13 protein-coding genes and 1 other RNA gene are annotated in these 13,150 nt (G+C 44.0%); 6 read left to right on the plus strand and 8 right to left on the minus strand.

Features of this window, described 5'->3' with window-relative positions; all coding sequences use genetic code 11:
* Nucleotides 1–149: 149 nt before the first annotated feature.
* From ACYTXL_RS05745 to ACYTXL_RS05755, 3 genes are read right to left on the minus strand one after another with little or no spacing between them, the layout of a single operon-like run.
* The gene (locus ACYTXL_RS05745; protein WP_461923863.1) at nt 150–608 is read right to left on the minus strand and encodes a hypothetical protein; all 459 of its coding nucleotides are present in this window, start codon (nt 606–608) and stop codon (nt 150–152) included.
* Between the two features lie 9 nt (nt 609–617).
* On the minus strand, nt 618–1,241 hold the full coding sequence (locus tag ACYTXL_RS05750) for a hypothetical protein (protein WP_461923864.1): 624 nt from the start codon (nt 1,239–1,241) through the stop codon (nt 618–620).
* Nucleotides 1,231–1,989, minus strand: coding sequence for a TIGR04255 family protein (locus ACYTXL_RS05755; protein WP_461923865.1), 759 nt, complete (start codon nt 1,987–1,989; stop codon nt 1,231–1,233). The genes ACYTXL_RS05750 and ACYTXL_RS05755 overlap by 11 nt, the downstream gene beginning before the upstream one ends.
* Nucleotides 1,990–2,480: 491 nt before the next feature.
* Here ACYTXL_RS05755 and ACYTXL_RS05760 point away from each other — a divergent pair, with 491 nt between their 5' ends.
* Nucleotides 2,481–2,570, plus strand: coding sequence for an ImmA/IrrE family metallo-endopeptidase (locus ACYTXL_RS05760; protein ID WP_461923874.1), 90 nt, complete (start codon nt 2,481–2,483; stop codon nt 2,568–2,570).
* 190 nt (nt 2,571–2,760) lie between these two features.
* Here the strand turns inward: ACYTXL_RS05760 and ACYTXL_RS05765 are convergent, their stop codons facing one another.
* Nucleotides 2,761–3,084 (minus strand): slr1957 family protein, encoded by a 324-nt coding sequence (locus ACYTXL_RS05765; protein WP_461923866.1) that lies wholly within the window; start codon nt 3,082–3,084, stop codon nt 2,761–2,763.
* Between the two features lie 650 nt (nt 3,085–3,734).
* On the opposite strand from ACYTXL_RS05765, the gene ACYTXL_RS05770 reads away from it, so the two are divergent.
* From ACYTXL_RS05770 to ssrS, 4 genes are all read left to right on the plus strand, one after another.
* A complete protein-coding gene (locus ACYTXL_RS05770; protein WP_461923867.1) occupies nt 3,735–3,887 on the plus strand; it encodes a lmo0937 family membrane protein in 153 nt (50 codons plus the stop codon).
* Nucleotides 3,888–4,120: 233 nt separating this feature from the next.
* Entirely contained in the window at nt 4,121–4,612 is a 492-nt protein-coding gene (locus ACYTXL_RS05775) for a pentapeptide repeat-containing protein (protein ID WP_461923868.1), read from the plus strand.
* Nucleotides 4,609–5,763, plus strand: coding sequence for a 5-(carboxyamino)imidazole ribonucleotide synthase (locus tag ACYTXL_RS05780; RefSeq protein ID WP_461923875.1), 1,155 nt, complete (start codon nt 4,609–4,611; stop codon nt 5,761–5,763). The genes ACYTXL_RS05775 and ACYTXL_RS05780 overlap by 4 nt, the downstream gene beginning before the upstream one ends.
* A 153-nt stretch (nt 5,764–5,916) precedes the next feature.
* A non-coding RNA gene (gene ssrS, locus ACYTXL_RS05785) (6S RNA) lies at nt 5,917–6,099 on the plus strand.
* Nucleotides 6,100–6,124: 25 nt separating this feature from the next.
* On the opposite strand, the gene ACYTXL_RS05790 is transcribed toward ssrS, so the two are convergent.
* Genes ACYTXL_RS05790 through ACYTXL_RS05800 form a run of 3 tightly spaced genes read right to left on the minus strand, consistent with a single transcriptional unit; the run spans nt 6,125 to nt 10,781 of the window.
* The gene (locus ACYTXL_RS05790; RefSeq protein ID WP_461923869.1) at nt 6,125–7,711 is read right to left on the minus strand and encodes an ATP-binding response regulator; all 1,587 of its coding nucleotides are present in this window, start codon (nt 7,709–7,711) and stop codon (nt 6,125–6,127) included.
* A 2-nt stretch (nt 7,712–7,713) separates the two neighbouring features.
* Nucleotides 7,714–8,193 (minus strand): response regulator, encoded by a 480-nt coding sequence (locus ACYTXL_RS05795; protein WP_461923870.1) that lies wholly within the window; start codon nt 8,191–8,193, stop codon nt 7,714–7,716.
* Nucleotides 8,190–10,781, minus strand: a complete 2,592-nt coding sequence (locus ACYTXL_RS05800; protein WP_461923871.1) for an ATP-binding protein — start codon at nt 10,779–10,781, stop codon at nt 8,190–8,192. The genes ACYTXL_RS05795 and ACYTXL_RS05800 overlap by 4 nt, the downstream gene beginning before the upstream one ends.
* An 875-nt stretch (nt 10,782–11,656) precedes the next feature.
* Between ACYTXL_RS05800 and ACYTXL_RS05805 the strand changes: the two genes are divergently transcribed.
* The gene (locus tag ACYTXL_RS05805; RefSeq protein ID WP_461923872.1) at nt 11,657–12,922 is read left to right on the plus strand and encodes a M16 family metallopeptidase; all 1,266 of its coding nucleotides are present in this window, start codon (nt 11,657–11,659) and stop codon (nt 12,920–12,922) included.
* On the opposite strand, the gene ACYTXL_RS05810 is transcribed toward ACYTXL_RS05805, so the two are convergent.
* On the minus strand, nt 12,909–13,150 hold a 242-nt coding region (locus ACYTXL_RS05810), incomplete at its 5' end, for a hypothetical protein (RefSeq protein WP_461923873.1). The two genes, ACYTXL_RS05805 and ACYTXL_RS05810, sit on opposite strands and share 14 nt — an antisense overlap.

Below are 13,150 nucleotides of genomic sequence, written 5' to 3' on the forward strand. Positions count from 1 at the left end.
AGCACAGTGGTTGAAAAATTGTTTAGCTAGCGTGCTGAAAAATCTTTCATCACCCCTCGATAGGGCGATCGCAAGCTCAAACAAAAACACCACTGTGTCGAGTGGTGTTTTAAGTGAATGTGGACAGATGATAAGGATATTGGGAAGGACTAGGTTGGTAAATCCTGTGGCTTAATCTCCCAATTCTCTTTCTTGATTCTCTCGGTTGCAAGCCGTGCCAGCTTTTCTGCAACTTTTTTAAAAGTTCCTTTGTTCGTGTAACTAGGAGATGGCTCAATTTGTGCGTGAGATGGATTCTCGTCTGTTGGTCTTGGACAGACATCAATTTTATAATCTAAAACTGGCTTGCCTTTTTGATCGTTTTGAGAAACATTTATCATCCGAACTTCGCCAGCAATTAAGCTCACTACACCATCATCTGGGTTTTTCTGCGTGTATTGTGGATCATAACCACGAAGCTTTGCTCTGTCAACAGAAGGAGCTTGATTTCTATCTGTAAAAGCTTGTGAGCTAAGTTCCAATCCAAACTCTCCAATACGGTAATATTTGTCTAATCCACAAAAAATGCACCGATACAATAGCTCATCATCTGTAACCACATCGCTCACTGCAAACCTCTATGAAACTAGCCATTTCCAGAGATCCGTAAGTTCAGCAGGTGATGAAGACGTGCCGTCTTCCATTTCATTGTCAATGTCAGTCCCCCAAACTTTGATGTATTCTGCGGTATTTCCCAGAATATAAACAGTTAACTTTTTGGTTCCGTGCCACCACTCAAAAACTATTTCTGAGTCAAAGCTCAGATTTACCAGTGGTTCACCCCACCACATTTGGTCAGCAGCAACAAGCTTGCGTAGTTGCTTCAACCATTCTATGGTGTATTTATAGGTTTCATTGTCAGATCCTAGTTCAGCAATTCTTCTGTGAGTTTTGTGAGCTGGTGAATAGCTCCAGCTTGAAAGTTCCAGGACTGCATAATTATCAGATTGCTCAGAGATAGCTTTGGCCCTTTGAACTGAAGAAGCAGCTATCTTAGACCGATATTTCCAACTCCCCACGGTTGATGTTCTGTCTGTGGCAAGAATAACAAGATTGGCGTTTTGCACAACCGATGCACTTTGCAAGCCTTCTGCTGATTGAGAAAGCGGAAGTTGGGTTAATTTGCCGCGTATCTGAGATAGCGCTGTTGTCTCTGAATTGCGACGTTCGTCCTTTGTGTAATAGGCGGCTTTACTTGACATCGAATAACTCCCTTGTGCGATCAGTAATCAAACTCTCAAAGGCTTGTCCTTCTCTACTCTTTAATTCATGTAAATTAGAAAGCACTTCTTTAAGGGATAAAGGCTTTTCTATCCAGGTTTGAGAAATATCCAAATCAAGTATAAATACAACTTGTTCAGATGGTGGTTCGGCATCTGATAAGGTTATTACTAGCCTAATTGGAATATCTTCATAAATTGATTCAGTTCGCGTCACCAATCCTGATATGTTGCTTGGAAGGCTATCCGGGAATTGAGGATATATATTGAAATACTCACTAAGGTCAACTGCCTCATCAGGTGAAATAACTATTCGATTTATGTAGCGAAGAGAAATACGGGTTATGCCAACAGGTTTAGCAACTTCTAAATAAAATTGGTATGCCTGATCAATTCTGTAACTAAATTCATCCCACCCTTCATAAGGGCGAAGGCTATGGATGCTCAGTGCATCAGGCCCCACACCTACTAATTTGGCAGCATCGGCGGAAGGGAACAAAAACTTGGGCAGCTCTTGTGTTACCGTAATCTCAGGCTTTGCAGGCGGCACCCGCCCAAATTTAAATTCCGTTGTTATTAAGCTTTGCTGGTGTGGTTCACCTGTGTATAAATCTCTTACTTTTTCATAGAACAAGCCTGGTATTGTAAAATTCCATGCTTGTCCAGGAGCAAAGCGAAACTCACAGATTGCCTCTTCTATTGGTGGATTACTATACTGACGGCGTGTCATAGATTACTCAAGTGCAGTATAACCTCACGTTTTTAGTAAGCTACAAATTTAAGACGAAAAATAACGATTCCTGTTTACTAATCTTAATATATCTAAGTCTGTTCTTATAAAAAGTTTTTCATAACCTCACAACCCTGCCGCCACAACCTGCCCCTGTGAAAAATCATTCATGATCTTGGCGGCGTCATCTACGGGGTTAGGAGATTGCACCGTGAGATTGCGGGGCATTTTAGCGACTGTGGATAGAGAATCAATTAGCCTGTCTAGTCTTTGATTTCCTGTTTTCAACGTGCGTATCAATGCTCTGGAGACAATGATGACAAAAACCTTGATCCAGCGATCGCCAATGCTTTAGCATCTTTAGTTAAAGCAGCCTATCGCTATTTGTCTCAAAATGATCGCGAATTGAAGCAAGATCCTAAAGATATGTCATTAATTCAAAGTCTATCGCCTGAATTTAGGCAACGTTGTGAAGCGATCGCCCGCTCTGGATTGTATACAACCCTCGTCATGCAGCTGCACGATATGAATCAAATCTGATGCATGAAATAGCTCATGTGTTGCTGAATCGTAGTCGCTAACGCCACTGCTACGCATCTGTGCGCTAACAAAGAATCAGAATTTTAGAAGCTGCATTGGTGAATCGATAATTAGTAACTAATAATCTTTAGCCGAAACTGTGGTGATTTCGTCTCTTTTTCTAAAATTAAAAACTGCTCTTGCTAAAAGTAGACAAGAGCAGTTTTTAATAGCAAAGCCCAAAATAAGAATTTAGGCATCTTCAAGTTCAAATTGAGCCACCGTAACGGCGTTAAAAGCAAAAGCCAAAACTAATGGCATCGGAGACTGGAAGCCAAAGGTAAAAAAAACAGCTAGGATTGTGCAAATTACTGCGGACATCGACCACAATCGTTCTTCAAAAGTCAATCCCTTTTCGGCTTTAATTAATCTCAGAACATGAACTGGAATTGGTTCCGGCATTACCCCACCCGGAGGGAAAGCCCAGAAGTTGTTACGTCGCTCGACAAATAAATCTGTCCAACCATTTTCTTGGCACCATGCCTCAATCCATTGAAGTGAGTAATGATTCATCATCGGGTTTCGGAGTTTAGTTTATGTAAGGTGTGTACTGGGTGAATATAAACTCTTAGAGATTCCTCAAGAACTAACTAATCGCTATAAAATTAACGCTAATTATCCAACTTTTAAACTTTGTTAAGCACTTGAGACGCATATAATTACGCTCAAACCTTGCTTTCATTAATTAAAAGATTAGCAGGTGAGCGGGGCTGTTTACTTTGAAATACAATAAACTTTACTTTAGAAATTGAAAGTCAAGAATTGTAAATAAGTCAGTAAGTATTACTGCTCAATAAAACTCTTTATATCCGAAAATTCAAATCTAAAATGAAGAATTGTGAACAAATCAACAAGCGTGGGCGTAATCCATGTAGAGATTGCGTCATCCGGCTAAATCATTTCTTTAGAGTTAGGAATTTCAAGTTTTACCTTTATCAACAGCGATAGGTTCTGCTAAAGCTTTTGGAATTTAGCCTTTACCCCAAAACCAATACCCAGACTATGAGGGAGTAATTTAGGCTTACCCGAAAAGTATTGCTCTAGACTGCGTGTAGTTTTGCATAAGTCCTATTTATATACCTCTCTCTGAGGATAAATAGAATTAAAGTCAAGCTAGGAGTAAAATATATGAGCAAATTAAAACTTACTGGACTCAGAGCAAATATATGTTCAATATACTTTGGGGTATTGTTGTTGTACTGATTGCTTTTTGGGGATTAGGACTGGCACTTCATATTGCTGGAAATTTAATTCATGCACTGTTGCTTTTAGCCATTGGACTTGCTATCTATAATTTTTTCAAAGGGCGTGATGTCTGAAATATAGTCGTTCCCGACCTAGTGAGGTACATTTTCAGAGTTACTAACCTTGGTAAAAAAGATTTGAGTGTACCTCAGTTGCTTAAAAAACGCTATATATTGACTGCGATCGCTCCTATATTGCCGCTCTCTAACTAAACGTCTGCAAGTCTCAATTAGGATGATCCAGTCTTGCTAATATTCAAATGCGGTAAGCTTAAATGCAGTGATTAGACACCAAATTGGCTCTCGATATGTTTTGGCGACAAGGGTTGGCATTCCTTCTAGGAATTATTATATGGTGCGTAGCTGCTCCCGCACTGGCAGTAGATTGGACTCATCCACTGTCATTTAGCAATGCAGAGTTGTCAAGACGCGATTTTTCTGGTGAAAGTTTGCAAGCTGCGGAGTTTTCTAACGCCAACATGGAACTGGCTAACTTTGCAAACGCTGACTTGCGGGGAGCAGTCATGAGCGCTTCGGTGATGACAAAAGTAAATCTTCACGGAGCAGATTTAACGAATGCAATGGTTGATCAGGTAAACTTGACTAAGGCAGATTTGAGCGATGCAGTTTTCAAAGAAGCTCTTTTGCTCCGCGCCATATTTAATGATGTGAATATAGACGGTGCAGATTTTACAGATGCAATTTTGGATAGGGTGCAAATCAAAGAACTGTGTCTAAAAGCCAGTGGTGTGAATTCTAAAACAGGCGTGCAAACTCGTGATTCTCTAGGATGTCAATGAAGCGTGTTGGTGTAATTGGTGGCGGACAACTTGCCTGGATGATGGCGGATGCAGCACAGAAGCTAGGAGTAGAATTGGTAATACAAACTCCTAATGAAAACGACCCGGCTGTGTCAATTGCCCAAGAAATCGTTTTCGCTCCGGTAGATGAGGCCAGTGCTACAGAAATATTAGCTCAAAAATGTGATATCATCACCTTTGAAAACGAGTTTGTTAACCTGCAAGCTTTATCTGTTTTAGCACAGCAAGGTGTTTGTTTCCGTCCACGATTAGAAGCCTTAGCTCCTCTTTTAGATAAATATCACCAACGCTGCTATCTAAGCGACTTGGGCTTACCAGTTCCTCAATTTTTCGCCCTTGACCAGACGGAAAATCTCAAATCAAAAATAGAATATCTAGGTTTTCCAGTAGTACTGAAATCCCGACGCCACGGTTATGATGGTCAGGGGACTTTCATAATTACGGATTTTGCTACTTTAGAGCAAAAGCTAAGTTATGAAACCACAACAAAAACTTTAAATCAATCACTTTTCTTGTTAGAAGAATTTGTCCCTTTTGAAAGAGAACTAGCAATAATTGCAGCGCGTTCTGTAGAGGGAGAAATTGTAACTTACCCAGTAGTAGAAACCCAACAAGAACAACAAGTTTGTCGGCGGGTGATTGCGCCAGCCGAGATTACGCCCAATCAAGTAGCAGAAATACACGCGATCGCACATACTCTATTAAATAGCCTAGAAGTAGTCGGAATTTTGGGAATTGAGCTATTTCTCAGTACTGATGGCAAAATCCTGGTAAATGAAATTGCCCCCCGTACTCACAATTCTGGGCATTTTTCCCTTGATGCCTGTGAAACCTCTCAGTTTGAGCAACACCTAAGAGCCGTTTGTGGTTTACCTTTGGGAAAAGCGGCTTTGCAGTGTGCTGGCGCTGTGATGGTCAACCTACTGGGGTATGAAAATTCTCACAGCGACTACCACAGCCAGCGTCAACAAATAGCAGAGATTCCCCAGGCGCACGTTCACTGGTATGGGAAGACAGAATCACGTCCTGGGCGAAAGTTGGGACATGTCACCGTTTTGCTGGATAATCAAAATAGAGAATCGGCGTACCCCATTGCCCATAGGATAGAATCTATCTGGTATCCCAGGTAAATTGATTACAAACGGGAGCATCTGAACTTTTGCAAATATCGGTGTAATATGATGTCCGGGCAACTACACCTACTTATTTCCCAAAGTGAGATGCTCCCTGAGAAACTTTCGATATTAGACACACAACATATTTTTGAAAGCTATAATGAGGGAGTTGCACTACGACGTTGGTGACTGCCATCAAGTTTTTTGATCTATGCCTTTAAAGACAAGGGAGCCAAACAGTTCTCGTAGCAGTAAACCGGGCATGTACCCGGAAACTTTAAACGAGGAATTTAGTTCCCACCTGGTTAAACCAGGTCATAAACTTAGGTAAAACGGCGTCGCGGTGAACTTAAAATTATTCGCTCCTCTTCCACACTCATCTAGTACTGCTGGTTCTTCGCACTACTTGAGCGATCGCTTTGACCAGATGCTCTAGATCAATCGGTTTAGACAGATGCACCTGAAAGCCGGCGGACAATGCCTGCTGTTGATTCAAATCTCCGGCATAGGCAGTGAGAGCGATCGCCGGAACATTCCCACCCTGCTCTGGTGAGAGCGCTCGAATCTGGCGCAACAGCATATAGCCATCTATATCCGCCATGCCAATATCGCTCAATAGGATATCGATCTGAGATTGGGTGATCGCAGTAAAAGCTTGGACTGCGGTCGGGGCTGTGATCACACTTGCGCCAGCCTGCTCTAAGGCCAAAGCGATGAATTCCTGTGAGTCGGCTTCATCCTCCACAACCAGAACTCGAACCCCACTTAAATTGGGCGATCGCTTTGATAAATTAAGGTCTGATTTTAGCCCTGGCTGAATCGGCATGAGTGGCAGTGTTACCTTAAAGGTGGCTCCTAATCCTTCACCGCGACTCTCTGCCCAAACCGTGCCGCCATGCAGTTCGACCAGGTGACGGACGATGGACAAACCTAGCCCTAAGCCGCTAAATTTACGAGTCGTTGAGCTGTCTGCTTGGCGAAAATAGTCAAATACATGAGGCAAAAAATCAGCCGAAATGCCATTACCTGTATCCACAACGCTGATTTGTGCTTGATTGCCCACTGCCTCTAACTGCACTGTAACTCGACCGCCTTCAGGCGTGAATTTGACGGCATTGGAGAGCAAATTCCAAATTACTTGCTGCAAGCGAGTCCCATCGCCCACTATCTGTCCCACTTCAGCAGCCAGCTTTGTCTCTATTTCAATAGACTTCGCTTCGGCTGCTAGGCACACTGTTTCGAGTGCGAGTGCAATCGTCGCAACTAGATTGACTGGATTCATCTTCAGGCTGAGTTTTGCTTGCAGAATCCGGGAGACATCGAGCAAATCTTCAATCAATTCAGCTTGCAGCTTGGCATTGCGTTCGATTGTTGCCAATCCGTAGGCAGTCTTGGCTTTGTCCAGTTTGCCATTTTGTAAGAGCTTTGCCCAGCCCAGAATGGGATTGAGGGGCGATCGCAACTCATGGGAGAGTAATGCCAGGAATTCATCTTTGATGCGATTAGCTTTTTCGGCTTCAGATCGAGCCGCTTGTTCTAATTCAATTTGATAGTGCAGTTGGATGTGTAACTGCACTATTTGAATGGCTCCATTGACCGCCAATCGTAGACCATGTGGGGTGACTTGCTCTTTTACCAGATAGTCCTGCGCCCCCATTTTCATCGATTGGACTGCGATAACCTCATTCCCTTTGCCGGTCAAGATAATCACAGGTAAGACAATCTGCTGAGTTTGGGCTTTTAATTGGGCGAGAAATTCTAGACCATCTATATCTGGCAGGCGGTAATCTAGCAACACAATATCTGGTTGGTGCTGCTGACATAACGCCAACCCCGCTTGTCCTAAGCCTGCTACCACGACGGTATAATGATACTCTTCATCCCCCAGTAGATACCGTCGATACACTTCACAGTCTTCTGGGTTATCATCCACAATTAAAACGGTGCGTTGGGTTTGACTCATGATTAACCTTTTTCTAGGGAATTGTTGGGAAGCATCGTGATGTCAAACCAATAATCTAGTAACGTTTGGATACTTCGCTTTAACAGACCGAAATCCATTGGTTTGATGATATAGCTATTCACCCCTTGCTGATAGCAGGCTTCGATGTCTTTGGAGTTATTCGAGGTGGTAAAGATGACTACGGGCACCGATTTGAGATTGTCATCCTGTTTAATTCGCCGCAGCACCTCTCGTCCATCTGTTCCGGGCAAGTTCAGGTCGAGCAAAATTAGCCCCGGACGGGGGGCACTCTCAGGATCAGTATAGCGATCGGTGTGATAGAGAAACGCCAGAGCTTGGTCGCCATTTAGACATCGGTAGACGGGGATAACTAGGGAGGATTGGCGCATAAAACGCTCAAACGCTTCAAAATCTTCATTGCTGTCTTCAACTATCAGCAAAAGCGGGTGTTGCACAGGGGGGATGCCTGAAGATGGAATCATGGTTTCACCGCTTCCAATAAAGTGAAGTAAAACGTACTGCCCTCACCTAGCGTAGATTCTACCCAAATTTTACCCTGATGGCGCTCAACAATTTTTCGGACGATGGTTAAACCCGCTCCCGTACCCCCTCCATATTGGTCTTGCGGATGAAGTCGCTTGAATATCTCAAAAATCCGTTCGAGGTGTTGAGGGGCAATGCCAATGCTGTTGTCGCGGATGTAGAGAGTATGAGAAATCTGGTCTTTATTCCCCACTTTTTTCGATTCGACAAAGCCAATTTCAACCCATTTCTCGGCTTTGTCGTTATATTTAATTGCGTTGCCGAGCAGATTGGTGAATAACTCGCTAATCTGAGAGCGATCGCAGCGAATCGTCGGCAGGGGTTGGGGTAGACGAAACTCAATCGCTTTCTGGGGCTGACTAATCTTGAGCGTTTCGATCGTCTGTTGCACCAAAACGTTGAGATTCACCACCTCCTGCGACAGTTCACTCCGTCCTAACTGAGAATAGTGCATTAGCGAGCTAATCAGATCGTCCATGCGCTTAGTCAGACGCACCACCGTTTGCAATTTGGCGATCCCGTCTTCGGGCAACACTTGGGCGTAGTCTTCCATCAAGAAATTAGAGTAATTGTGAATCCCTCGCAACGGCTCCTTGAGATCGTGGGAAGCAATATAAGCAAAGGAATCCAACTCTATATTGCTGCGTTCCAGTTCTAAATTGACTCTTGCCATTTCGTCCGACTGAGCCAGAATCACATCCACAATTAAACTCCGTAGTTCGATCGCCACTTCAATTTCGCACTGCAACCAATCAAGAGACTTGAGTCGCACTGTTTCCTGCCAGGCTGCAAAAGACTGACGCGGGGAAAAAGTCAAACTCCCATCAGCTTCAATATGCTTGGGGTTATCAGGGTTGCCTGCCCAAGTGACGGTTTGCAAAAATTCGGGACGAAACCACAGAACATAACGATGTTGAGTTCTTGAGATTGCCATCGCCAGTAAACCACTGGCGACATTTTTATAGGCTTTAGCAGCCGGGTAGAGGCTGGGCAGAGAGTCGGTCACAAATAGATCGTTGTTAAAGTGATCGGGTAACCACGCCAACAGATCAATCAAGTCTTCTTTGCCAGGAGTGTTGCCAATCATGGCGATGCGTAGCTTGTCACCGTAGGCATCGCCTTCGCAAACCGCAGCGCCCCGTGCGCCCGTGAGGTAAAGCAAATCGTCAGGAGAATCTTCAAGTGCTTGCAAAAAGTCTGTCGCATTCGTCAAGCGATTGACAAACTGCACCTGGGTTGCTTTGAGCCGCAGTTTATAATCAAGGTTTTGAGTGGCTTCCTTAACCGATAGCTCCGTAGACATGAGTTGACCGAGAAACTCGCAAATCGTGCGAATTTCGTAAGGCACAAATTTGGGCGTGTTGTGATGGCAGGTAATCATCCCCCATAGCCGTTGCTGTTGGAGGAGCGAAATACACATCGAAGCCCCGACACCCATGTTCTGCAAATACTTAATGTGGCAGGGTGACATACTCCGCAACACGCAATGGCTCATATCGAGGAGAGCCACAGGCTCAGTTGCCTGCATACCTGTGAGTAAACCACTGGGCTGGTAGTTGACATCGGGCAGCAAACGCAACCAGTTGAGCATATAAAGGTGTTTTGCCCGTTGCGGAATGTCGCTATCAGGATAATATAATCCTAAAAAAGCTTCTAAATCGGCTTGCTTGTCTTCAGCAATGACCGTGCCATCTCCATCTTCATTAAAGCGATAAACCATGACGCGATCGAACCCCGTAATCTGTCGCACTTCCTTGACGATCAGATTGCACAGTTCAGAAAGGTCTTTTGTTACCTGAATTTTTGCTAAGGTGTCTTTGATGTTGCGATAAGACTGGGTAAAGTCGCGTTTAGCAGTTGCTGCGATCGGTTCCAGTTCTAGCACCACCTCACCACTGATGGCATGGTGAACGATGCCATTAAAGAACCGTGCAGAACCATCATCTACTGTTACCCAAAGATTGAGCGGATTGGTTTGCTCAGAGGTGGGATCGAGGCAAGCTCTAATTTCGACAATGCGATCGCGCTCAATAAAATCTTCTAAGGGGCGATTAATCAGGTTTTCGGGGGCAATCCCTAAAATATCTCTAGCATTTAGACTCACTTGCGTAATGCCGAAATCTAATTCGGAAAGGACACATAACAGACCATGCGGCTGGATGGAAGCTGGCGTGTGTATGGGTTCTCGTTCTTCATTGATCATATTAAGAGCCTGATTCATCGTGGATTGTTCGCGCAGCGACTCCGCAGGACTATCCCACATTTCATCGCTGCTCATGAGCCAATCTGTCTTCTTCTCAGTCGGTTGCTCAACACTGAAAATCGTGGTAGAAAAGAAAATTTTTAAGCTGGCAATGCCTACGGTGATCACTGAGCAGTTTAGCAAGCTCACTGTACCACTTGCTGTACGACTCACTTCCCTACTGGACGCTACGCGTAGTTTGTCCTCCGCAGGAGTACGTGGAAGCAAGCTACGCGCAGCGTCTGGTAGAGAAGTGCGGGCTATTCGGCGTCGCGTCAAAGTCATTTTTCGTTGCAATCAGTGCTTGCTCTCTACCTTCCACTGTCTTATTGACAACCAAATTAGAGATTTTGGTAGTAGTTCTCACCCTCTTAATTACGAATTATGAATTACGTAGCTTGCTTCTCGCCAAAAGCGAGTATTATGAATCATTTGATCATTCTTTCCTTAAAAATTCAATATAAATCTAAATTTTAAACTCTATCTGTGGGCTGATTTACAGCGTAATTACTATTGATAAACAAAACTGATTTCATCTTAACTTGTGATGATTGCGATCGCAATCATCCTAATTAACTAATTCTGGGGGTTTAAGTCAAGAACAACAAAACTTAATGACGTTAGCAACTCCGCGAAGGTCATGACGAATTATTTTAAAATCAGTTATGACTTATTAGGACAAATGAGAAATTCAAAACGTGACCTCTCTATTAAATTAATATAAAGCTGTCCTACAAGGACGGTGTTTTAGACCATTTATTTTAGGACTTATGCACAAGTTACGAAATAACGTAGAGGTAAAACGGCTTGCCGCAGGCTACCACAGAGGCACAGAGGACATACAAGAGAAGTAGCAGCGGCGGCTTTTGCCGTTAGCGTAGCGGTAGCGAGTCCGCGAGGGTCTCTGAACTTCTCCCTTCTCTACGAGACGCTCCGCGTTCGCATAGCGTTCCGAAGGGAAGGCGCTAGCCTTTCCCTTTGGGAGAAGGGGAGACGCTACGTGAACGGTGGAAATCAGAGTTTGAGAGATATTTTGCGTAAGTCCTAATTTGATAAAAATAATCATAAAAATAAAATCTGTATAACTTGATTCTAAATTAAGTATCGTTCAGAGTTAAGATGACAAAATTGCGTAAAATTGTGGTTAAAGCTACAAAAAATTGTTAAAACAACTAACTAATACCGTATTTCCAGCCTCGGTCTACCGACTAGAGAGTGGTTTAACTTTTATTCATCAAGAGATTCCCACTACCCCTGTAGTTGTGGCGGATGTTTGGGTGCGTGCTGGAGCAAGCCTAGAGCCAGAACCGTGGTTTGGCATGGCGCACTTTTTAGAACACATGATTTTTAAAGGTACGGCGACGCTACCCCCTGGAATGTTCGATTACAAAGTTGAAAACCGGGGTGGCGTGAGTAATGCGGCAACAAGCTATGATTATGCTCATTATTCGCTGACCACAGCTGCCCCTGATTTAAAAGATACTCTGCCCTATTTGGGAGAACTCCTGCTGAATGCGGCAATTCCAGAAGATGAATTTAGCTGCGAACGGGACGTGGTGCTAGAGGAAATTCGCTCTTGTCATGATGATTCCGACTGGATAGGATTCCAAACTCTGATTCAAAGCATCTACCAGCGCCATCCTTACGGACGTTCGGTGCTAGGTACTGAGCAAGAACTGATGCAGCAATCGCCAGAAGCAATGCGTTGTTTTCACCGCACTCACTATCAGCCAGAAAACATGACGGTGGTAATTGCCGGGGGTATAGGCCAGCAACCAGCTTGGGAAATGGTAAATCATTCATTTGCTGATTTTGCCGAACGCTCGAATTGTCCGCAGTTTGAGAAAGTAGCCAAGCCAGTAATAACAGGAATTCAGCGTCAAGAACTGCGTTTAGCACGCATCGAGCAAGCGCGATTATTGATGGCGTGGCTTGTACCAGGAGTAGAGGAAATCCGCACTAGCTATGGTTTAGATATGTTGTCGGTGTTATTGGCAGAAGGGCGGACTTCGCGTTTAGTGCGCGATTTGCGAGAAGATTTGCAATTGGTACAGGGAATTTGCAGTAGTTTTTCTCTACAACGGGAATCAAGTTTATTTACAATTACTGCTTGGTTGGAACCAGAAAATTTGGAGAAAGTTGAGTGCTTAATTTGCGCTCATTTGGATGATTTGCAGACTAGAGGAATTAGTGAACAGGAACTTGCCCGTACACGTAGGCTGCTGTGTAATGAGTATGCGTTTTCTACCGAAACGCCAAATCAGCTAACGGGGCTTTATGGATATTACAATACCATCGCCCAAGCTGAATTAGCTGTGACATATCCCCAGGAGATTCAGTCCTTTGATGCCCAAGAACTGCAAAAATTAGCTAAACAGTATCTCTCGCCGCAAAATTATGCGGTTACTGTACTTAAACCCTCTTAGTTGTTGGGCATTGGGCACTTGTACTGACTTGTACTGAGCGGCGCGTTGCCCTGAGCTTTGCCGAAGGGTCGAAGTAGCGACGTCGTTGGCGCAGCCTCTCGTAGAGAAGTATTGGGCATGGGGCATTAGTTTTTGACAAATGACAAAGGACAAAGGACAAATGACAACCTTGCTGCAAAAATCGCCTATCCATCGCACTGTATTGAACAATGGCATTGTCGTACTGGT

The organism is Nostoc sp., assembly GCF_054880495.1.